At 41.5% G+C, this 22,190-nt stretch carries 17 protein-coding genes; 7 read left to right on the top strand and 10 right to left on the bottom strand.

Translation table 11 applies throughout. The features are described 5' to 3' along the window. Positions 1-275: 275 nt before the first annotated feature. Positions 276-1,163 carry a LysM peptidoglycan-binding domain-containing M23 family metallopeptidase gene (locus NSP_RS08960; RefSeq protein WP_006195365.1) on the top strand — a complete coding sequence of 296 codons (888 nt, stop codon included), beginning with the start codon at positions 276-278 and terminating at the stop codon, positions 1,161-1,163. A 216-nt stretch (positions 1,164-1,379) separates the two neighbouring features. Here the strand turns inward: NSP_RS08960 and NSP_RS26800 are convergent, their stop codons facing one another. After that, on the bottom strand, positions 1,380-1,538 hold the full coding sequence (locus NSP_RS26800) for a hypothetical protein (protein ID WP_198138095.1): 159 nt from the start codon (positions 1,536-1,538) through the stop codon (positions 1,380-1,382). Positions 1,539-1,577: 39 nt separating this feature from the next. On the opposite strand from NSP_RS26800, the gene ispG reads away from it, so the two are divergent. The 5 genes from ispG (at position 1,578) to NSP_RS08985 (ending at position 8,399) form a co-directional block, all read left to right on the top strand. Next, positions 1,578-2,804, top strand: coding sequence for a (E)-4-hydroxy-3-methylbut-2-enyl-diphosphate synthase (gene ispG, locus NSP_RS08965; RefSeq protein ID WP_006195366.1), 1,227 nt, complete (start codon positions 1,578-1,580; stop codon positions 2,802-2,804). A 242-nt stretch (positions 2,805-3,046) separates the two neighbouring features. Then, positions 3,047-4,333 carry a carboxyl-terminal processing protease CtpC gene (ctpC, locus tag NSP_RS08970; protein ID WP_006195367.1) on the top strand — a complete coding sequence of 429 codons (1,287 nt, stop codon included), beginning with the start codon at positions 3,047-3,049 and terminating at the stop codon, positions 4,331-4,333. 223 nt (positions 4,334-4,556) lie between these two features. Next, entirely contained in the window at positions 4,557-5,564 is a 1,008-nt protein-coding gene (locus NSP_RS08975) for a zinc-dependent alcohol dehydrogenase family protein (protein ID WP_006195368.1), read from the top strand. Continuing rightward, on the top strand, positions 5,561-7,831 hold the full coding sequence (locus NSP_RS08980; RefSeq protein ID WP_006195369.1) for a pentapeptide repeat-containing protein: 2,271 nt from the start codon (positions 5,561-5,563) through the stop codon (positions 7,829-7,831). The genes NSP_RS08975 and NSP_RS08980 overlap by 4 nt, the downstream gene beginning before the upstream one ends. A gap of 262 nt (positions 7,832-8,093) precedes the next feature. Continuing rightward, the gene (locus NSP_RS08985; RefSeq protein WP_006195370.1) at positions 8,094-8,399 is read left to right on the top strand and encodes a hypothetical protein; all 306 of its coding nucleotides are present in this window, start codon (positions 8,094-8,096) and stop codon (positions 8,397-8,399) included. 461 nt (positions 8,400-8,860) lie between these two features. Here the strand turns inward: NSP_RS08985 and NSP_RS08990 are convergent, their stop codons facing one another. The 6 genes from NSP_RS08990 to ilvN form a co-directional block, all read right to left on the bottom strand. Then, on the bottom strand, positions 8,861-9,172 hold the full coding sequence (locus tag NSP_RS08990) for a hypothetical protein (RefSeq protein WP_006195371.1): 312 nt from the start codon (positions 9,170-9,172) through the stop codon (positions 8,861-8,863). Between the two features lie 573 nt (positions 9,173-9,745). Beyond that, positions 9,746-9,982 (bottom strand): hypothetical protein, encoded by a 237-nt coding sequence (locus tag NSP_RS08995; protein ID WP_006195374.1) that lies wholly within the window; start codon positions 9,980-9,982, stop codon positions 9,746-9,748. A 545-nt stretch (positions 9,983-10,527) separates the two neighbouring features. After that, a complete protein-coding gene (locus NSP_RS09000; RefSeq protein WP_017804000.1) occupies positions 10,528-11,307 on the bottom strand; it encodes a peptidylprolyl isomerase in 780 nt (259 codons plus the stop codon). 87 nt (positions 11,308-11,394) lie between these two features. After that, positions 11,395-12,948, bottom strand: coding sequence for a beta-barrel domain-containing protein (locus NSP_RS09005; protein ID WP_006196431.1), 1,554 nt, complete (start codon positions 12,946-12,948; stop codon positions 11,395-11,397). A gap of 95 nt (positions 12,949-13,043) precedes the next feature. Beyond that, positions 13,044-16,145, bottom strand: coding sequence for an ABC transporter transmembrane domain-containing protein (locus NSP_RS09010; protein WP_006196433.1), 3,102 nt, complete (start codon positions 16,143-16,145; stop codon positions 13,044-13,046). A gap of 1,074 nt (positions 16,146-17,219) precedes the next feature. After that, a complete protein-coding gene (ilvN, locus tag NSP_RS09015; RefSeq protein ID WP_006196435.1) occupies positions 17,220-17,738 on the bottom strand; it encodes an acetolactate synthase small subunit in 519 nt (172 codons plus the stop codon). A gap of 273 nt (positions 17,739-18,011) precedes the next feature. On the opposite strand from ilvN, the gene NSP_RS09020 reads away from it, so the two are divergent. Continuing rightward, positions 18,012-18,380 carry a BON domain-containing protein gene (locus NSP_RS09020; RefSeq protein ID WP_006196436.1) on the top strand — a complete coding sequence of 123 codons (369 nt, stop codon included), beginning with the start codon at positions 18,012-18,014 and terminating at the stop codon, positions 18,378-18,380. Here NSP_RS09020 and NSP_RS09025 read toward each other — a convergent pair. The 3 genes from NSP_RS09025 to NSP_RS09035 form a co-directional block, all read right to left on the bottom strand. Beyond that, positions 18,367-19,296, bottom strand: coding sequence for an alpha/beta fold hydrolase (locus tag NSP_RS09025; protein WP_006196438.1), 930 nt, complete (start codon positions 19,294-19,296; stop codon positions 18,367-18,369). The two genes, NSP_RS09020 and NSP_RS09025, sit on opposite strands and share 14 nt — an antisense overlap. Positions 19,297-19,424: 128 nt before the next feature. Next, positions 19,425-20,444, bottom strand: coding sequence for a tRNA-dihydrouridine synthase family protein (locus tag NSP_RS09030; protein ID WP_006196440.1), 1,020 nt, complete (start codon positions 20,442-20,444; stop codon positions 19,425-19,427). 217 nt (positions 20,445-20,661) lie between these two features. Next, positions 20,662-22,023 carry an NAD(P)/FAD-dependent oxidoreductase gene (locus tag NSP_RS09035; RefSeq protein ID WP_006196441.1) on the bottom strand — a complete coding sequence of 454 codons (1,362 nt, stop codon included), beginning with the start codon at positions 22,021-22,023 and terminating at the stop codon, positions 20,662-20,664. Positions 22,024-22,190 lie beyond the last annotated feature (167 nt).

Below are 22,190 nucleotides of genomic sequence, written 5' to 3' on the forward strand. Positions count from 1 at the left end.
TAGTCAAGCAAAGGGCAAGTGGACAGATAAATTTACATACAATAAAGACAATATTTTCCTGACAAAACGGGTAAAGGCAGTTGAACACAGATAAATCTGGACTTGTTGTCACTAAATAGACATCGGTCGAATTTAAATATGGATCTTCGTTGAGTCCTTGTAAAAACGTTTCATGGAACGTCTCTACATTCTTTGTCTCCAGATGTCTGATGAAAACTCCCCACAACCTCGTTCCCCAACTAAAATCTAAAGTTAGGCTCTGTTGACTTTTATATATGAATTTTCCTTATCGTCTACTTTTGCTCTGTAGCCTAGTTGGTGCTGTCGGTTTAACATCCACACCTCTCAACTCCAGCAGCGCCCATGCAGCCCCAAGTTGTCCAACTCCCGCTTTGTCTCGTTTCCAACGCCATCAAGTTAATCGTGGTGAAACTTTGGAGAGCATCGCACAGCGCTACAATCTCACGCCGACAACGCTGATGGACATGAATCCTGCTGTCAAAAACGGCAACGTTACTGTTGGTAGCCAGTTGCAAATTCCTCCCTACAATGGATTTGTTGTCCAAGTGGCTAGCGGACAAACTTGGCGAGAAGTGGCAAAAAAATATGAAGTTCGTGCTGATACACTGTTTGAAATCAATGGTTGCCAACAAGACCCCAGAATTGTCTTTGTTCCAGTAGGAAATGTCTCGCCCAGTAGCCTTTTAACTGCTTCTGGTGCGCCGGCTGATAGTCAGCCTATATCCATTTCTGGGTATCCTTTGCAGTCAGTGGCAACTGTGGCACTTCCTTATGGCTGGCAGATTCATCCTACTACTGCTGAAGTGTTTTTCCATAGTGGTGTGGATTTTATAGCTCCTGTGGGTAGTTCTGTACAAGCGATCGCACCGGGAACTATAGTGTTTGCTGAACAGCAGGGGACTTATGGCCAGTTGGTCATCGTTAACCACAGTGGCGGTCTCCAAAGCCGTTACGCCCATCTTGGTGATATTCAGGTTTCTGTTGGTCAAAAAGTTAATGCGGGTGACTTGCTCGGAACTGTAGGCACTACTGGAGAGCCTACCGGGAATCAGCCACACCTCCATTTTGAAATGCGCTCTAGCTCTGATTTGGGTTGGGTGGCTGAAGATCCTCAAGGTTATTTACAGCAATCAGGATTTTAACGCAAAGGGGCGCAAAGGTGAGCGCAAAGGTACGCGGAGGAGGTTTAAGTCAGGGATGCGATGGGTTTACTTTCCAAATACCGTTTTCTATATCTGCTGGGGTAATGTTGGTTGCTGCTGGTGTCGGGTGTTCCCCTGCATCATGTTTATTTTTTATGTGATTATTCATCTAAAATTATTTGACTTGGCGTTTTTCTGTTCTTGTCCGTTCGTTATTCAATTTAAGTGCGATCGCCTCTGAATTTGTTTTATAGTATTTTTTGTCACACAATAAGCAAGCGATCGCTGCTTAATCTCATTTTTTATCTGCTCTTTTGCCCTCTCATCGCCCAAAAATGCTCTGACTGTGGCAATCTGAAAGAAAGAGACTTTCAATTTGATATTTTAACTACAGCAAATTTACCTAATTAGGTTATGCAAACTCTGCCAACTCCTACAACCATTGACACCACCGCAGATCAACCCATCTTTGACACCAAAATTAAACGGCGTAAAACCAGACCTGTAAAAGTGGGAAATGTCACAATTGGGGGTAACTACCCAGTGGTGGTACAGTCGATGATTAACGAGGACACTCTTGATATTGATGGTTCAGTAGCAGCAATTCGTCGTTTACACGAAATCGGCTGTGAAATTGTCCGCGTCACAGTACCAAGTATGGCTCATGCCAAAGTGATGGCGGAAATTAAACAAAGATTAATTAAAACTTACCAAGATGTGCCAATTGTCGCCGATGTGCATCACAATGGCATGAGAATTGCCCTAGAAGTCGCCAAGCATATCGAAAAAGTGCGAATTAATCCGGGGTTGTATGTGTTCGAGAAACCCAACTCCAATAGAAGCGAATATACTAAAACCGAATTTGATGAAATTGGCGACAAAATCCGCGAAACTCTAGAACCTTTAGTAGTTTCCTTGCGAGATCAAGGTAAAGCCATGCGAATTGGTGTAAATCATGGTTCTCTCGCCGAAAGAATGCTATTTACCTACGGTGACACCCCAGAAGGCATGGTAGAATCTGCCTTAGAATTTATTCGGATTTGTGAATCTTTAAATTTCCGGAACTTGGTAATTTCCATGAAAGCCTCACGAGTGCCGGTGATGATAGCCGCTTATCGGATGATGGCTAAACGCTTGGATGAACTGGGTATGGATTATCCCTTGCATTTGGGTGTCACAGAAGCTGGTGATGGTGAATATGGACGCATTAAATCCACAGCCGGAATTGCCACATTATTAGCTGATGGTATTGGCGATACAATTCGCGTGTCACTGACAGAAGCACCAGAAAAAGAAATTCCCGTTTGTTACAGCATTCTGCAAGCTTTAGGACTGCGGAAAACAATGGTTGAGTATGTCGCTTGTCCTTCTTGTGGGCGGACTTTATTTAATTTAGAGGAAGTTTTACACAAAGTTAGGGAAGCCACCAAACACTTAACTGGGTTGGATGTAGCCGTCATGGGTTGCATTGTCAACGGCCCTGGAGAAATGGCAGATGCTGACTATGGTTATGTTGGTAAAACACCAGGTTACATTTCTTTATATCGTGGGCGAGAAGAAATTAAAAAAGTCCCAGAAGCCCAAGGAGTTGAGGAATTAATTAACCTCATTAAGGCTGATGGACGTTGGGTAGAACCATAGAAGAGGCAGGGGAGCAGGGAGCACCGGAGCAAGGGGGAGTGAGAAATTACTTTAAACTTCCGGTTACTTAACAACCGTTCCTCTTCTCCCCTGCCCCCTGCCCCCTGCCCCCGTTCCTCTTAATCCCCGGATTGTCAAGTATTTTAATGAAGTTAGTAACACATGGTTGGTTTGTACAGTGTAACCCTGTGTTAGATTGGGCATACTGACGATATATTCCTCCCTCTGACGCAGCTGTCATTATGGTCATTACAAAAAGTAGACTTGTTTTGGGTGCTACGGCGGTGACGCTTTCCACAATTGCTGTTACTAGCCTGGGTATTCACTCGCGAGGTCAGGCTTTATTTAAAGCAAGTCCCAAAGAATTAGTAGACGAAGTTTGGCAAATTGTTCAGCGCCAATATGTAGATGAGACTTTTAATCAAGTGGATTGGCTGGCTGTGCGGAAGGAGTACTTAGGCAAGTCCTACAGTAGTCAGGAAGATGCCTATACATCCATCCGGGAAATGCTGAAAAAGCTGGATGATCCCTACACCCGGTTTATGGACCCACAAGAGTTCAAAAATATGCAGGTGGATACCTCTGGGGAACTCACAGGTATTGGCATCACCATCAGTCAAGATGAAGAAACGAAGAAGATTGTAGTGATTTCGCCCATTGATGATACACCCGCATTTAAGGCGGGCATTTTGGCGAAAGATGTCATCATCAAAATTGATGGTAAAAGCACTGAAGGGATGGATACCAATGAGGCGGTATCCTTGATTCGTGGTGAAGCAGGAACGAAAATCAACTTGACAGTGGAACGGGACGGTCAACAAAAACAGTTTCAAATCACACGCGCCCGCATTGAAATTCATCCAGTTAAGTATTCTGAAAAACCAACTCCAGCAGGTAAACTCGGTTACATCCGCCTGAATCAGTTCAGCGCCAATGCTAGCCGGGAAATGCAAAGCGCTATCAGAGATTTAGAAAGGAAACGGGTAGCTGGATATATTCTGGATTTACGTGGTAACCCTGGTGGTTTACTCTACTCAAGTGTAGAAATTGCTCGGATGTGGATGGATAGCGGCACAATTGTTTCCACTATTGACCGGGGGGGTGAACAAGAGCGGGAAGTAGCCAGGGGACGTGCTTTGACGAATAAACCTCTGGTGGTTTTAGTTGATAAAGGATCAGCCAGCGCCAGCGAAATTCTCTCAGGAGCTTTGCAGGATAATAAACGCGCTGTTTTGGTGGGTTCTCAAACTTTCGGTAAAGGTTTAGTGCAATCGGTGCGTCCCTTAGAAGATGGTTCCGGTTTAGCGGTGACAATTGCTAAATATCATACTCCCAGTGGTAAAGATATTAATAAGCACGGGGTTGGCCCTGATGTGACTGTGGACTTGTCGGATGAACAGCGTGAAGAATTGTGGCTCAAGCAGCGTGAAAAATTAGCTACACTCGCAGATCCTCAATTTGCTAAAGCTGTGGAAGTTTTGGGTAAGGAAATTGCTGCTAGAGGTATGACGAGTTCCGAGAAAAAGTGAATTTGTCTACGATGCTAAAGGGGTGTCAGGTTTTGCGCCCCTACGCAACCAGGATTTTACAGAAATACATTAGATCATGACTTAATTTAAATATGCTTTTGTAAGATATGTATTTTAGATTAACTAACCACAGAGGCACAGAGTACACAGAGAAATAAGGAAGAGTTTGTCCTCCTGATTGCGCTAAAGTTGCAAATAACTGTGCATCTGGGAGGAAATATTTGTGAAAGCAGTTTTAATGACAGCAGCTGGTAGTCCTGAAGTTTTGCAATTACAGGATGTGCCAAAACCTACTGTACCTTTAGAAAATACTCAACTTTTAGTCCGTTTAGTAGCGGCTGGTGTTAATCCTATTGATACGAAACTCCGTCAGCGCGGCACTTTTTACCCTGAACAAATGCCGGCAATTTTGGGCTGTGATGGTGCTGGAATTGTTGAGGCGGTGGGTGCTGGTGTTGAAAGATTTCGCGTAGGTGATGAGGTATATTTTTGCTATGGTGGTTTGGGCGCACATCAGGGTAATTACGCTGAATATACGGTTGTTGATGAAAGGTTTGTAGCCTGTAAACCTGCTTCAGTCTCTTTTGCGGAAGCAGCAGCAGCGCCTCTAGTATTAATTACTGCGTGGGAAGCTTTGTATGAACGGGGAAGGTTAGCACCTGGGGAACGGGTTTTGATTCATGCTGGTGCTGGTGGTGTTGGTCATGTGGCGATACAATTGGCAAAACTTAAGGGTGCTTTTGTCTGCACTACTGTGAGTTCTCAGGAAAAGGCTAATTTTGTTAAAGAACTCGGTGCTGATGAGGTGATTTTTTATCAAGACACAGATTTTGTCCAGGCGGCTTTAAATTGGACTGGTGGTGAAGGTGTGGATTTAGCTTTTGATACTGTTGGTGGCGAAACTCTTCACAAAACTTTTCCGGCTGTGCGGGTATATGGCGATATTGTGACGATTCTGGAACCAACGGCTGATACTGTTTGGAAGGCGGCAAGGTTACGCAATCTCCGCATTGGGTTAGAATTAATGCTGACTCCAATGTTGCAAGGTTTGGAGGAGAGTCTGAAGCATCATGGGGAAATTCTGGAACAGTGTGCTATTTGGATGGATGAAGGTAAGTTGAAAGTTCAGGTTAGTCATCGGTTTCCTTTGGCGGAAGCGGTTCGGGCGCATCAAGTTTTGGAATCCGGTGGAATGATTGGTAAGGTTGTTCTGATGATGAGTGATGAGTGATTGAATTTTTTTTTAAACGCAAAGGGGCGCGGAGGTCAGCGCAAAGGGGCGCGGAGGTCAGGTTTTGGGTATCTCTGCGTTACTTTGTTATTTATGTCTGCGTTGTATGGCTTTTCTTTTCTGCACCTGCTGGGGCTAGTTCAAGTCAACCAGAACGCACTTCTTTAAGTCTGGAGTTGTTACAGGAACGTTTGCATACTCCGGTTATCCGTGAGGGTAATTTGACTGTGGATTTACGGGAGATGGTGATTGATTTGCGACCGGAGAATGGGGAGTTTCGGGATAATTTTTATCAGGTGCTGCGAAAGGAGTTACAAAGGTCGGGGACAAAGCCTTTGGGTTTAGATTTGAGTAATTCTCTGATTCAGGGGAATTTTGTGGGTAGTGATTTGGGTTTGAGAACTCCTCTCTACGCGCCCGTTATATCTAGTGAGCAGTCTGTAGGTGTCTATGCTCCTGTTTTGACGAGCAGTGAACAAGCACAACTGGAACATTTGCGTTTTGTTTGTTTGCAGTCTTTAGATATCGCTTTACCTAAGTCTAAGGACTGTCGCGCACTTTTGGGAAGTCAGCCGAGTGCATCTAGTGAAATTAACATTTTTCGTGGTTCTTTAATTCTGGTAAAAACTCGCTTCAATGGGGAGGTACAGTTCCCGAATACTTTCTTTTTTCAGCCTGTGAATGCCAAAAATGCCATTTTTTTACAACCAACTAACTGGATGGAAACTCGATTTAGTCGTTCTGTACGTTTCACTGGGGCTAATTTTCGGCAATTGAGTAATTTTCAGACGAGTGTTTTTTTCGACAAGGTGAATTTTCAGAAAGCGCAATTTCAGGAAACGGCTGATTTTCAAGATAGCACTTTTGAAGAGTCTACTCAATTCAATGAAGCTATTTTTAAGCAATCAGCTAAATTTAGTCGGGCGCAATGGAGAAAAAATGCTGATTTTTCTAGTGTACGCTTTGCTGAGACAGCACAGTTTACTAAGGCGAATTTTCATCAGTATATCTTTTTCACAGAAGCTATTTTTGAGCAGGTTGTAATTTTTCGAGATGCAATTTTTAACCAAGCGGTTAATTTAAGCGGTGCTAGTATTTTTAACCAAGCTGATTTTAGTGATGCGCGGTTTGCGAAAGAGGCTTTTTTAAATGTCCCTGGTTTAAGTTTTAATTCTAACCAAGGGAAAATTTTAGGGAATCCCGGCGAAATTGGGAAAATGTTTCGTGTTCCTACTTCTCAAGGTAATCAAAATATTTTGCGTAATTTGGGACAAAATTTCCGTCAGCAGCAGCAAATAGCTGATGCTAATCAGTTGGAGTATACAAAACAAAAACTGCGATTGAGGGAATTAAGTCATGGTTTGGTGGATGGGAATATTAATAGTGCTACCCGCAAAACTTTGATTAATTTGGGTTTTAGTGCAATTCAAGCGGATGCGATCGCCAATCGTCGGATGAGCAAATTATTTCGCAATAGCAGTGAGTTATTAAGTTTAGCAGATATCGATTTAGAAACATACAATCAATTGAGCGATCGCCTGGTGGTTGCTGAACCTCTTTCCCCTGGTGGTTGGCTATTACTTGCAGCAAGATGGTTGGCTTTGAGTGTACTATTGTTGCTTAGTGGCTATGGTACCAGCTTTTGGTTAGTGTTTGGCGTGGGCGGAGTGGCGATCGCTTATTTCGGCTGGCTATTTTGGCTAGTAGATCGCTATCGTCGCTTACATCCAGTGCCAATTATTCCCACATATTATGAAACTACATGGATATTAGCTGGTTTTAGCTTTTTAACACTCTTTAGCTTATTAGCCATCTTCCGTAATGCTGAACAGCCTTGGCTAACACTCGGTTGTCTGTTAATAATTATTATCCCCGTACCAGTAATTTTATTAATTCAACTTTACCAACAAGGCCGCTATCACGATTTAATGGACGTTTCTTATTTTACAGAAGACGGTACTTTTCGGCAATTAAGATTATTAATTGGGCGATTACCAGTCATACCCAGAAATCAGACATTCCGCGAACGATATATGCATTTGTTATGGAACCGCCGTTGGAACTGGTTAAATTACTACGACTTTAGCCTCAACAACTTAGTCAGGTTAGGATTTAACGATATTCGCCTGCGAGATGAACATTTACCAGGTATTATTGCCACACTTGCTTGGTATCAGTGGAGTTTGGGTATACTTTATATTACTTTGGTTTTGTGGACTCTTTCTCGCACTATTCCAGGATTAAACTTACTGATTTATCTCAAGTAATATCTGCAATATTGCTTCGGATTTATACAACTATATTTAGAGTAATTTCTCATAGATATAAATGTGAAAATAATTTTTCATATTTATGTATCTATCTAATGTTAGAGTAAATATTAATAATATTTATTTTGCTTAATTTAGCATTTTTGGTATTTGTTTTAAAGCAATAAATTTAAATTAATTAAAATAAATTGTCTGTTTACATTAATTATTTTATGCTATGATTGTAAAGAATTCATACCTCTTTTCACAGGTAAATATCATGGTTATTAATGATTTAGAATATTGCGAACTAGCAACAGATGAAAACAGGATTATTGGCGGACTAGATACTGGTACCAATATTGAATCATATGTGGAACCTGGATATGCTGACATAACAGCTTTAGCAACCGCAGTTGGAGATAGCTCTGAAACCTTTACCGAAACTAATACTATTGTAGATACTAGTAGTCAGTTTATGGTTACTAAGGCTACGGGAATAGCTTTATCTAGGGCTTGGGATAGTCAAGGTTTCTCCCAGTCTTACCAAAAACAAACTGTGACTTTAATAACAAACCAATACTAAAAACATCTGCTTATATTTTTGACCTTCTAGTTTTAAGCTCAATTTTTCTGTTGTAGTGCCAAAATTGCATTGTGTAATTTTGTTATTTCAGTATTTGCAATTTTTGGTAGTACCCTACTCTTGAACAGGGTAGGGTAGTACTTATAATATTAAGACTTTATTAAACATTATAAAAATCATTGGTACTAATGAATAAAGACTAATACCCAATCATTGTAAATCCCACGCCTATGAAAACATCGCCGTTAAGGGTTTTCATCTGCGTGGGATAATTGAATATATGGTTTTCTATAACTTTATTTTGTTTATATAGCCCTTACCAGTCTGCACTTTTCAAACATCCTCTAAAGGTGAAAAACGTATCTATGTTCCCTGTCCCCTGTCCTCTATTCTCAAATTCCAAGAAAGAGATAGAGAGCAACTCAAAGCCACTATCTATCTCTATCAAGAATCATCTTAAGCTATTTGTAGCTTTTTTCTCCCTTGATAGCTGCTGCTGTGGAACGGGAAGCAGCATCAGAAGAAACACCTTCGTATACTTCTGCAAAGGTGATAGTTTCAGCATCTGTGTTTTCACCGTATGCTTGAGCAACTGCTTGAGCATCAGCAAAGTTACCGACAACTTTCACTTTTACATCAAGTGTCTTAAAGATATCAACATTGACTTTGCTGTCAATTACTTCATGCTTATTGTTATCGATCTTAAAACCGCCACCACCAACAATAGCAGAACCTTCAACAGCTTCTAAGACGTTCAAATCAGAGATAACCATGAGTTTTTCCTGTGACTTTCAAGTAGGTTTTAGGAACTTTTTTATAACCAATTTCTCTTCCTTGGCTATGTTTATACAATAGCTAATTCCTCTAAATAAATAACTAGCTTTTTATTTGATTTTTCCTAAAAATAATCCATGTACTTATTTCCATGCGCTCTATTTGTGGGTTTCAGCAACCAAGAATAATTCTGTAATTATTTTGAGCGTAAGGACTCATCTCATGGGGGTTGACTAATTTCTTGCTCCCAAATAAATAATGTCGAATGCTTTTAAAGTCACAATTGGCTTGAGAATCTGCGACGGAGTTGCAGCAAATACAATCAAAGTTTTTCAATGCAAATAAAAAATATCGCTGAAATGCTTTAAAGACATTCCAGCCATATTATTACTACCTGATTACAATATAACTTTGAGAGCTTTCGGTCCCATTTATAGAATAAAATCAGGCAAAGATTAAGTTGAGAAGTCAGACAGACACGGACTGAAAAATAGTTGCATTCATTCTCAAATCAACATCAGATTGTTGATTTGATGGATTTTTTGGAAGATGCAATTATTGCTTAAGTCTTCTTAAGAAATGACAAAAACTTCTTGGTTTATCTTTATGGTTAAAGTTTCTTGATATTCTGCTTCTTCCTCTTTATTGCCATAATATTTGTCCTCATCTTTGTCCTTCTTTTTACCATACTTATCATACTCCTTGTCATAATCTTTGTCATAATCCTTGTAATCTTTTGAACAGCAGCAACCACCAATAATATTTCCAGCTTCTACGGTTTCTAAGATGTTTAAGTCAGCAATAATCATTGAGTTTCTCCTGGAAAATTTACTTTTTTTGAACCGATTTGTTTTGTTCGGCTATGTTTTTAATATAGCGCTTTAACCAGGGAAGTCAATATCTCATGCAATGCCTTTTTCTTAAATAAGTTGAAGATGAATATATAAGTTTATGGGAGAATGTTATCATTATAAATAAATGTAATTATGCAAAATTTAGGCAATACAATATGTCGCCCCGTCAGACATTTTTGTGAATTCATTAATTTCAATGAAAGATTAAATAGTGTTTAAAAAATAAATCTTTAAACACCATTTATGAGCATGGCTATATTTATTAGCCATCGGCTTTGCTGCTGACAGATGGTTTAGACAAACAGATACCCCTCCCCCAGCCCCTCTCCTGCAAGGAGAGGGGAGAAAGAAACTATAGCGGTTCTCAGTTAAGTGAGATACAAGAACCCCACCCCGCCAGCAAGGAGGGGGCTATGATGGAATGGCACTAAGATAACGGCAAATCTATAATTTAATTGCCATTTGTTATGAAAATATTTGCGGTTTAACTAGGCTATAAATTAAGACTGCTGAAGTAATTTTTTCTGTGGCTTTAGGGTATCCGAATCTAGCTGAGTAATTATTTCCATACACTGGATTTGTTGCTTTAACCAATCAGTGAATAATTCCGTAATGATTTTTTCGCGTAATGACTCATCCAATTGGGGCTGAATAATTTCTTCCACCCAAATTAAATACACTCCTTTTGGAGTCACAATTGGCTTGAGAATCTGCTGCAAAGTTGCAGCAAATACAGCAGATGCAATTTCTGGGCGAAAATCTTTGCGGTGTCGCCGTCCTTGATATCCATAAGTGCAGCGAAGTTCTGGTTCAAGAATATATAGACGAGCAATTTCTGGAAAACTGATTTCTCCTTCTTCCACCGCATAAAACATTTCTAAAGCTAAGTCTTTATCATCAAAAATGATTTCATAGGTGATGGCGGCGATATAATCTAGTTGGTGTTGATAAAAAAACCGTTCTACTTGAGAGGTAAATAGATGATTAGCTAATTTCTTAGAAAGGATTTTGTTTTGGACTAATTGTTCAAACTCATTTACAGAAAGATGGTGTTTTTGTAACCAGGTCAATGTATCTTTAGCTTTGACAAGCTTATGGGCTAAACGTAAATTATCTCCTTCTTGCTGTATTTCTTCTGGTGTGACTGTAATTCCTGATTTCTGGGCTACTTCTGCAATAATTTTTTGCGATGCGATCGCCTCGACAAGACCAGGAACTTGAGAAGATAATTTGAGGCTGTGAATGATATCTGAAGCAGAAATAGTCAGAATTTGAGACATGACAGAATCCCTGTACTATGAGTGTGATTTATCTACAACCAATCACCAATGACTAATGACTAATGACAAATGACAAATGACTAATGACTAAAGCTCTAAACCGTTTTGGTGCAACTTCTTGAACGGATCTAAAACAAAATCAATTACGCGTCGCTGACGCACAATAACTTCAGCATTTGCTGTTTGGCCTGGTGTTAATGGAATACGTGTTGCGCCGTTGTGAATATACTGTTGTTCTAAAGTTATTTCTAACTCATAGGTTTCTATGTTACCTGCGGGTGTTTGAGTCGTCTTAGAATCGGGAGAAATGCGCGAAACTTTGCCTTGTATAATGCCATATTCCTGAAAGGGGAAAGCATCAAACTTGATTTTTACCGGCATTCCCACATTTAAGAAGCCGCTATCCTGAATCGGCATATTAGCTTTGAGTACAATTTTAGTATTTTCGGGTGCAATGTCAGCAATTCTCTGACCGACTTGTACCACCTCTCCTGGCTTGGTGACTGGTAAATCAAAAATTGTCCCATCAACAGGCGATCGCACAACTCGTTGCTGCATTTGTAACTTTAAGGATGTGATTTTGCTTTTAGTTTGAGCAATTTCGGCTTTTAAATTAGCAACTTGTCTTTCTAGTTCTTTAAGTTGTTCTTGATATTTCAGCACCGCCAACTTACCAGCTTGCAGTAAGCTTTGATAGCTATTTTTCTCAGCTTGCAATTGATGTTTTGCTTGCTTAATATCAGACTGTAACTGATTCATTGTAGCTTCATAGCGGCTCGTTTCTTCAGCCAAGCGTAATTTTGCTTGTTTAACATCAGATTTCGCTCTAGCGTAGAGTCGTTTGCTGTCTTGTTCTTCCTTTTTGAGTTGGTCAACTTGATTTGCCGAAACCGCACCATCATTCACAAGTTGCTGAAAGCGGTTAACTTGCCGGGAATCTATACTCAACCGACCTTCAGCCGATACTTGCTCATCTTCAGCAGTTTGAATCTGCTGCTGCACCTGATTAACTAATGCTTGTCTTTCTAACTTTTGCAGGTTATAAGTTGTTTCTTTCAAACCCAGGTTTTGTTGTGCCTGGTTCACTTGAGACATTTTTTCTAAAGCTTGAAATTGGTTTTGTTGTTTCTGAATACTAAGTGTCAACTGTAGTTGACTCTTCAGGACTTCAAACTGTGTTTCTTGATTTTGCAGTGCCGAAAGTTTAGCCTCGGCTTGCTGAACTTCCGTTTGCAAAATATCAGAATCAAGTTCCACCAGCACCTGTCCCTGGGTGACAGTATCGCCTTCTGTTACCTTCACAGCTTTAACACTTCCTTGTGCTTGGGAGTCCAATTTTTGTGTTGCACCTTGAGGTTCTATACGTCCTCTGGCGCTGCCAGTTTCATCTACTTTCGCGAAGGTTGCCCAAGGTAAAGCCAGAGAAGCAAAGCCTACCAGTACATACAAAACACCACGAGTCCAGACTTTTGGTAAGGCATCTAGTAGTTCTTCAGTACCGTAATATAAATCTTCGGTGTTACCTGGTGGAATCGTCTTGTGAAGCTTAGTAGTTTCTTGGCTGGGTTGAACATAACTTTTATACTCATCTTGCTCTTTTTTTAGAAATACAGATGAGGAATTGGGAGAAATATAAGACATAGTTTTATGGGGAGTGGGGAGAAGAGGAACGGCGGGAGTGAGGAATTTTAGATTGCAATCCAAAATCTAAAATCTAAAATCTAAAATTGATTGATTTAAACTACTTGAGCTAGTTGTTGTTGATTGAGATAGTAGTAATGTCCTTGTTTGGCGATTAATTCGTCATGAGTACCGCTTTCTACTAATACGCCGCGATCTAAAACTAATATGAGATCAGCATTGCGGACTGTGGAAAGGCGATGGGCAATAATTACGCTGGTACGCCCTTGGAGAATTGTTTTGAGGTTGTTCTGAATAATCCTTTCTGATTCTGAGTCTAGGTGACTGGTGGCTTCATCAAAAAGTAATAAGCGGGGGTTGCCGATTAAGGCTCTGGCAATGGCTAGGCGTTGGCGTTGTCCACCGGAAAGCATTCCCCCACTTTCACCAATTTGGGATTCATAACCCATTGGCAATTGCTGAATAAATTCGTCTGCACCTGCTAATTTTGCGGCTTGAGTAATTTCTTCTACAGAAGCTTCTGGGTGAGCGATGCCAATGTTTTCGCGAATTGTGCCACCGAAGAGAAAGGTATCTTGGTCAACAACACCGATTTGAGAACGCAGCGATCGCAAAGATATAGTATTAATATCAAAACCATCAATCAGAACTTTGCCATCTGTAGGTGGGTATAAACCTAAAATCAACTTGCTCAAGGTTGTTTTTCCCGAACCACTGCGCCCCACTACTGCTACCATTTGCTCTGGCTGGATTTCAAAGTTGATATTTTCCAGAACGTTAGTCTCAGTTTCTGCATGATAACGAAAGGTGACATTTTGAAAACAAATACGGCCATTCAGTCTCCCTAGAGGCTTGCGGGGTTTATTTTGCAAGTCTTCCTCTGGTTCTGCTTCTAAAACATCATTAATCCGTTCTGTAGAAATAATAATTTCCTGTAATCCATTCCACAACATTGATAGCCTTTGAAAAGGACTCAAGACGTTACCCACCAACATATTAAAAGCTACTAACTGCCCCATAGTCAGTTGCCCTTCAATGACTTGCCATGCGCCAAACCACATCAAGGAAGCATTCACAAAGGTTTGAATAACGCCACTCACGATTCGCAGGCGGTTCCCAATCACTTGGGCATTAAAGCCTTTTTTCACCAAATCATTCAGCAGTTCTTCCCAACGCCAGCGTACTGTCTGTTCAATGGCTAATGAACGCACTGTGCGAATACCTGTGAGAGATTCAATCAGATAACTGTTTTCTTTGGCTCCAGCATTAAAAACTTCTCTGGAAATGCGACGCAAAATATTTGTGCTAGCCAATGCCAGAATAAAAAATGGTGGCACTGTCAATAGTACGAATAAAGTCATGCGCCAGCTATACCAAAACATCATGCTCAGATAAATCACTAATGTCAGCATATCCAGCATGATTGAGAGAGTCTCGCCGGTGAGGAAGCGCTGAATTTTTTGGTTTTCTTGAATCCGAGAAACAATATCTCCGACATAACGGGACTCGAAATAAGCCAGGGGTAAGCGGAAGGTATGTTTAATAAAACCGACAAGTAGGGAGATGCTGACGCGATTGGCTGTATGATCTAGCAGATATTGCCGGACTCCATTCATGGCAATACCGAACAAACCAAAAACAATCATCCCCATACCAACGGCGTTTAAGGTGGGAATGCTGCGTTGCACCAAGACTCGATCTAGTAATAACTGGGTAAATACTGGCGTTACTAGTCCGAATAATTGCATCAGCACACTGGCGAGGAAGACTTCTACCAGTATTGAATAGTGAGGTTTAACTAACTCAAAAAACTTCCAGAAGTTGGCAGTTTCATTCTTTGTTTCTTTGAGTAGTTCTGTCGGTTGCAGTAATAAGGCATAACCAGTCCAACCTGCATTAAATTGGCTCCTGGTGAGGCTGCGTTGACCGATAGCGGGATCACCGACTATGACGCGCTTTTTGGTGATTTGATAAACGACAATGTAGTGGTTGCCTTCCCAGTGTGCGATCGCAGGTAAAGATTGTTCTGCAAACTTATCGAAAGTAGCTTTCACAGGACGGGTGGCAAAACCCAGGTTTTCTCCTACTGCGGCTAAGGCACGTAAAGATGCACCACTGCGGTTGACGTTGGTCATATCCCGCAAGCGATTCACACTAAAGTGCTTACCCCAATACTTACCAATCATCACTAAGCAAGCAGAGCCACAGTCTGCGCCACTTTGTTGAGCATAGAAGGGATAGCGTTTGCTCAGGCGTTGCCACCAATGCCCCATTTTCACTTTCGGGCTGGGAAAGTAAGGAAGTGTTTTATTTTGCTTGGCTTTTGATTCTGGTTCTCGCTGGGGAAAGGGTATAACCTTGGTTATGGGCTTTTGGCGTGGTCTTTTGTCTGGGTTCGAGTCGCTTTTATGCTTACTTTCCCATTCTGTCTGATTAAGCGTTGAAGTATTCTGGTGTTCTGGCTCAGGTACAAAGGAACCTAATGCTGGGCAGTGTTCTCGTGCTTTTAACCAGTTTGAACTTTTCAGGATGTAAGCAATGGTTGGTTGTATGGCTTGCCAATGACCTTGATTCGGTTCAGTAGAGATTTGCCCTGGTGTCAAAGAGTTACCCTGAGAATGCAGTAGTTGACCTTTGTACAACAGCCATAAATGGGAATCGGGGAATTGTGTATTTACAGAGCCAATCTCTAGGTTATGTCGCTCAAAGAAGGATAAGGCTTTGAGCATGGCGTGAAATTGGGCGGGGTGTCCGGGAAATCCTGAGTTTTGGCGACACCACAGCAATAAATCCCAGATTTCGGCACGAGAAAACAGGCGATCGCGAATGTGAGGATATTTGTTCATCAACCCTTGCAATACCTCTGGTTTGAGATACCCAAGTTCTAAATTTTGTGAGCTTCTGGCGCTGTAGTGATTAAAGTTCTCCTCTGGAAACAAAGTCATTTCACCAAATGAAGACCACGCCGACAGAGTAGTAATTAAGTCATCAGAACTATCAGACAATCTGACTTTACCTGCAAGAATGACGTAAATACCAGCGTTCATTTCTGCTGATTGCCAGAACTGCTTGGCTACTGGTGGCTGTACTATTTCCATAGATGCCAAACAGCTTTGCAGTTCTTGTTTTGAAAGCCTGTTTCCTAAAGTGTAAGTAAGTTTTTCACCCAGATATTCCTGGGAAAATACCGTTGTCATAACCTAACCTCCAAAACAGCATTAGTTATTGGTACATCAGACTGAATAACTAATAAAAACTGGGTGAATTACAAAAACCTGATTTAGGCTATAAATTTTGGATAAATCACAACTATAGCTGGGGAGTGGGGAGTAGGGTAAAAACCTTTCGGTGTCTAACTTTTATGATCAGTTTATGTCCTAACGTCCTTGGCGGTTGCTATAGATGGGTTTCCCCACCTGTCCCATATTTGTCAGATATATTTATTCGTGAAATGTCCCTAACTTCAACAACTAAGGTGAATAAAAATAAATGAAAATTTGTTCCAAAGGCTTACAGCACATTTAATCTGAGTAGGTAGTAGGCGGGCATCTTTGCCCTGACTCATAAGATATAGAATATTAAAATGTGTACTTCACTTACTTGAAACGTGCTGTAATTCCGGGAACTATGAGAAATAAGTGCTAAAACTACCACGAGCAGCAATTAGTAAATTTAAACTTTAATGTCACCTACTTACTTAGTTGATCAAATGAGTAACTCGTCATTGTATCAGCCTAAAAATCCCATCTCAGTAATGTTTAATTTGTGGTTTTTTACAAATCATAGTTGTTATCAACGTTATACTGAACCATCAATTTTGTAGCAGGTTTTTAGGGTTTATGTCACGCCACAATGGCAAATATTACGGGAAAATCTATTTTTATTTTTAAAGAAAATATTCTTGTATTTCATAGTATAATGATAAAAAGACCTAGTTAAAATATTAGTGCAAGTTACTCTTTTCATGAAATAACTTATATAAATATGCGACAATAGGGTAAATTTTAGATGCAACTGCTTTTGGGTATATCGGTAACTTTATCAAGCCTTCCTTTGCTTCCTTTGAACACCCAATAGTTGATTTTGTTTTGCAAAAGCCGAATCTTTGCCAGCATTACCAGCGTGTGAATGAGAAATTTTTCAGCGACTTCTAAAACAGTGAACAGTTATCAGTGAACAGTTATCAGTAATCAAGGCTGACAGTGGGGGACTTAAACCTACTTACACTTATGTATCTTAACTGGTAACTGGTAACTGATAACTGATAACTGTTAAACTTTGGCTTCTAAAGACTTGAGCAACTCAGTATTTACACCCGACTCACGAGTCAGGGCAATTTTGCCAGTGCGGGCGATTTCCCTGAGACCAAATTTTTGTAACACTTGGACGATCGCCACCATCTTACCAGGATCTCCCACAACTTCGAGAGTGACAGAATCTTCGGACACATCTACCACTCGCGCCCGAAAAATATGAGCCAGTTCGACCACTTCTGAGCGGTTGCTGCTAGTAGCATTCACCTTCAAAAGCATCAATTCTCGCTCTACACAAGGAATTTCGGTGATGTCATGGACTTTGAGAACGTTGACCAATTTGTACAGTTGCTTGGTGAGTTGCTCAATCACGCGATCGTCTCCAGGTACAATCATCGTAATGCGAGACACTCCTCCTTGCTCTGCTGGCCCAACTGCGAGGCTTTCTATATTAAAGCCACGACGCGCAAATAAACTGGAGATACGGGACAGAACGCCCGCCTCATCTTCTACCAAAACTGAAAGGGTATGTTTCATCTTCGCCAACACAGATCAGGCAAGCATTTGATTAATATAAACACTAGCTCATGACTGCCCTACACCTAAATTGCTAAATTATTAGTCTAAGGTTCCATTTTAAACTCAATACCTACACTCATTACACTTTCTCAAAATAATTTATAGGCAAATCACACTGAAAGCACAAATTTTGGCAGTGCATATCTTTACATCGGTAGATGTAATTTATTTGCCAAGGGTTTATCCTTCATATATCGTTGATAATTAGCCAAAAATTGGAGAAAAGCTGTTATGAGTTGGTTAAAAAGACTTTTTGGGTTAGAAAAACCGCAAAATGCCCAAGTAAATCCTACCCCGCAGCAAGTACCGCCAGGTTCGACTACTAGCGCGGCTCCTGCTACTACTGAATCAATTCCGCCAGAACGTTTAGGATTGAATGGAGAATACGACCAAAGTGGGTTGGCCAAGCGGGTAGCGTTGGCGTTTGATCAAGATTCGCAACTTGGGGATATTGATACTCTCTGGGTTGCTCAGACAAGCGGGACTGTGGTATTGAAAGGAAATGTTCCCGACCAGGAAACCCTCAACAAGATGGTTGCTGTGGCGCGTTCAGTTAATGGTGCTACAGGTGTTAACACCGATGAAGTCACTGTTGGGTAATTCCTAATTCATAATTAATGTGCCTGTTAATCCAATCTAGAATCACCTGATTAACTTGTTCTGGGGATTCATCATGGGGACAATGGCCGACATCTTCTAAGTTGAGAAGTTCTAGCTTTTCGTTGTACTGAGTAAATCTCTGTGCCAGTAAAGGGGGAACAAATTTGTCTTTCTGCCCCCAAATTAACAGCATTGGTGCTGTGATGGTGGGTAATATGGCTTTGACACTAGGACTAAAGTTAACAGCGATCGCAGCTCTAAACAAGGCACTAAAAGCCCGCGCTGAACCTCTGTCTTGGGGAGGCCCTGCTAAAATGTCCACCAGTTCATCGGTGATGGCTTCGGGATTGGCGTAAGCAAGTCTGACCCAGCGACGCAGCACGCTGGGTCGGCGCACGAAGTGAAACACAGGCTTGAGGATCAACGGGGAAGCAACCATCTTTTTAATTCCTGTCACCAGAGGTCGCAGAAAAGGCGGGATGGCTTCTTGTTCTAAAGATGGGTCGGGTAAACTCATCATGACTATACCCTTCACCATCTCTGGATGAGCCGCAGCTGCTGCTAAGGAAATCAGTGAACCGTTGGAATTACCGATTAATATGACTGGTTGACGGATAAATGCTTGCCAAAATTCGTATACCTGCTCTACCCACAGTTCTATACTGTAATTCGCTGGCGCTTTTTTGGATGCACCAAAACCCAGCATATCGAGGGCGTAAACGGTATGGTGTTCGCCTAAGACTTCTAAATTATGTCGCCAATGACCAATGGATGCACCAAAACCGTGTAACAGGATTAAGGGTGTGGTGGATTTATTTTGGCTAGGTCGGATATAAGTATAACGAGTTTGCCAGCCTCGCCAAACCCAATCTCTTTGATTACCAACTCGTTGTTGCCAGTGTACCGTAGTGGTCACGGTTGCCTCCAATTTATGAACCCCACCCCCAGCCCCGCCAGCGAGGAGGGGGGTATGATTCTAAGATACTGGGATTTTGAGGCTTTTGTGGAGGGTGCGATCGCTTGCTCAAGAAATTACCCAAAAAATCAAACGCCTAGAAAAGGTGTGAGGGCTAAAGTTTTCGTCATATCAGTAAGGAAAACGCGATCGCACAGGTTAAGCAATTCTACCTCGGTCTGTGTCCGTCGCATCAACCGCAGGAAATCACCTTCAGCGTCAACACTCAGAGCAATGTAATTGAGGAATCTTTTGAGATAGCCGATACGCGATCGCGCTGGCATAGTTGCGGCGGCTGGAGTTTGCCATAAACGATCAATATAGTTGCGTACCTCTACTAAAGGAACCGGGGTAATCGGTTCAAAGCGCAAAGCCTGGCGAATTTGATTAAAAAGCCAAGGATTCCCAATCGCCCAGCGTCCCACCATCACACCCGCCGCGCCGGTTTGAGAAAGCACTTCCAGGGCAGTTTTCGCCGAGTGGATATTACCATTGGCCAGGACTGGACATTGCACCCGTCTGACCGCTTCGGCAATCAAATCATATTTCACTGCCCCGTGGTACATATCTTTCACCGTGCGACCATGCAAACTCAGCAAATCAATACTGTGGCGATTAATTATATCGAGAATTTCGTAAAAGGTATCTGTATTTTCAAAGCCTAAGCGCATCTTCACCGTCAATGGTCGATCATTGACTGTCTGCCGCAGTTCTGCCAAAATCCGATCCACTTTTTCTGGTGAAAGCAGCAATCCACCCCCAACATTTTTGCGATAGATTCTCGGAGCAGGACAGCCCATATTCAAGTCAACTCCAGCGATATTATAGCCGCAGAGTTCCTTTGCTGTTCTTACTAAGTCTGGAATGCTTTCGCCAATCATTTGAGCAAAAACGGGGCGACCTGTGTCATTTTCGGTGATGGCTGCCAAAATGCTCCGATTCAGCCGTGAGGTATCATTGACCCGGAAATACTCGGTGAAGAAGTAGTCAGGACTGCCATAATGAGCAATCACCTTCATAAACCAGAGGTTGGTGACATCCTGCATGGGCGCAAGAGCCGTGAGGGGTAAGTCTTTGAGGAGGGATTGGGGGATTGATACCAGGGGCATAAAGATACCGATTATTCAATTTTGGATTTTAGATTTGCCTTAGCTCCGCGAGTATTTTAGATTGACTGTACCGCTCTTGGGGGAAGTTTGACAATACTTTTCATTTTTGATTTTTGACTTCCCCTCCTGGGACGCTCTGCTCTTGCACCAAAACGGCTCCACAGGCGAAACCCGTAGAGGCCGGTTTAAAAATCCTTGGTACTTCAAAGCAAAAATTCTAGAGCTTGACTGGCTGCTTCTTTTCTGGACTCTGGTAAGCACTGCTATTTTGAAGACTTTGTGCTTCTACAAAAGCTTCTCTACCTGTAATCAATCTAGAGCGACGATTACGGGTGATATAATTCCACGCCCACTGAATTACTACTACTACTTTAGTGTCAAACTCAATTAAGAAATAGATGTGAATTACTAGCCAAAATACCCAAGCAATAAAACCTTTGAGTTTGATTAAGCCTAAATCTACAACAGCTAAATTTTGCCCAATCATTGCCAAACTACCTACATCGTTGTAGTCAAATTGTGGCAAAGTCCGACCTTTAGCCCGTGCTTGAATCAGTTTAGCTACATACTCTCCTTGTTGTTTGGCTACAGGTGCAACACCAGGTAAGGGTTTACCATGTTGATGGGAAAAGTTGGCTAAATCTCCCACTACGAAAATGTTTTTATAACCCTTGATAGTCAAGTCCGGTTCTACCATCACACGTCCGGCGTGATCACACTCTACATCTGTACGTTCTTGTAGGACTTTCCCCATTGGGGAAGCTTTTACACCTGCTGCCCACAATATAGTTTTTGAGGCAATTTCTTTGACTTCACCGCCTTCCTTGAAAGTAACGATGTTATTTTCAATATCTGTGACTCTGGCTTTAGTGTGGACCTCCACACCCAAGGATTCCAAAGCTTCTGCTGCTGCTTGCGATAAGTCAGGCGAAATGTATGGGAGAATGCGATCGCGCCCTTGCAATATTAAAATTCTCGTTTCTGAAGTGCTGATATTGCGGAAATCTTCTTGGAGAGTTTTGTATGCCAACTCTGCGATCGCACCTGCTAATTCTACACCTGTGGGACCTGCTCCCACAATCACAAAAGTCAAAAAAGCACGGCGTTTTTCGGGATCACTTTCTTTTTCTGCGGCTTCAAATGCCGAAAATATCCGCCGACGTATTTCTATCGCATCTTCAACAGTTTTCAAGCCAGGAGCATATTCTTTCCATTCATCCTTCCCAAAATAGGAATGGTTAGCACCTGTGGCCACAATTAATGTATCGTAAGGTATTACTTTCTCATCCAAAATAACTTCCTGCGCTTTAGGATCAATATCATTTACTTCTCCCAATAACACTTGTGTATTCTTGCTTTTTCTGAGTACAGATCGCAATGGTGAAGAAATATCCGCAGGTGATAGCGTACCTGTAGCAACTTGATATAAAAGCGGCTGAAATAGGTGAAAGTTTCGTTTATCGATCAGAGTAATCTTGACATTCGCTTTCGCCAGAGTCTTTGCTGTATACAGTCCACCAAAGCCACCACCAATGATTACAACCCTATGAGGTGCATTATTTTCAGATGAAACTACCATAATAAATATTTTTCCTTGTGTTAAGAGCTTTGTAACTATTCTTAACAAAAAGCTAACAAAATTATGATAGACTCTGCCGTTTATTTGGAACATTCTAAAAAATCATAAAAGTAGTCAAATAGCGATATTAGGTCTTTTGACTCTAGCCCTGGCGATGAGAAATCACG

Origin of the sequence: Nodularia spumigena CCY9414, assembly GCF_000340565.2 — a bacterium.
Classification (GTDB): domain Bacteria; phylum Cyanobacteriota; class Cyanobacteriia; order Cyanobacteriales; family Nostocaceae; genus Nodularia; species Nodularia spumigena.

Bases quoted from the DNA above. Each gene is read 5' to 3' on its own strand.
- NSP_RS08960 (WP_006195365.1), top strand. From the start codon at position 276: ATGAATTTTCCTTATCGTCTACTTTTGCTCTGTAGCCTAGTTGGTGCT.
- ispG (WP_006195366.1), top strand. From the start codon at position 1,578: ATGCAAACTCTGCCAACTCCTACAACCATTGACACCACCGCAGATCAA.
- ctpC (WP_006195367.1), top strand. From the start codon at position 3,047: ATGGTCATTACAAAAAGTAGACTTGTTTTGGGTGCTACGGCGGTGACG.
- NSP_RS08985 (WP_006195370.1), top strand. From the start codon at position 8,094: ATGGTTATTAATGATTTAGAATATTGCGAACTAGCAACAGATGAAAAC.
- NSP_RS08990 (WP_006195371.1), bottom strand. From the start codon at position 9,172: ATGGTTATCTCTGATTTGAACGTCTTAGAAGCTGTTGAAGGTTCTGCT.
- NSP_RS08995 (WP_006195374.1), bottom strand. From the start codon at position 9,982: ATGATTATTGCTGACTTAAACATCTTAGAAACCGTAGAAGCTGGAAAT.
- NSP_RS09000 (WP_017804000.1), bottom strand. From the start codon at position 11,307: ATGTCTCAAATTCTGACTATTTCTGCTTCAGATATCATTCACAGCCTC.
- NSP_RS09005 (WP_006196431.1), bottom strand. From the start codon at position 12,948: ATGTCTTATATTTCTCCCAATTCCTCATCTGTATTTCTAAAAAAAGAG.
- NSP_RS09010 (WP_006196433.1), bottom strand. From the start codon at position 16,145: ATGACAACGGTATTTTCCCAGGAATATCTGGGTGAAAAACTTACTTAC.
- ilvN (WP_006196435.1), bottom strand. From the start codon at position 17,738: ATGAAACATACCCTTTCAGTTTTGGTAGAAGATGAGGCGGGCGTTCTG.
- NSP_RS09020 (WP_006196436.1), top strand. From the start codon at position 18,012: ATGAGTTGGTTAAAAAGACTTTTTGGGTTAGAAAAACCGCAAAATGCC.
- NSP_RS09030 (WP_006196440.1), bottom strand. From the start codon at position 20,444: ATGCCCCTGGTATCAATCCCCCAATCCCTCCTCAAAGACTTACCCCTC.
- NSP_RS09035 (WP_006196441.1), bottom strand. From the start codon at position 22,023: ATGGTAGTTTCATCTGAAAATAATGCACCTCATAGGGTTGTAATCATT.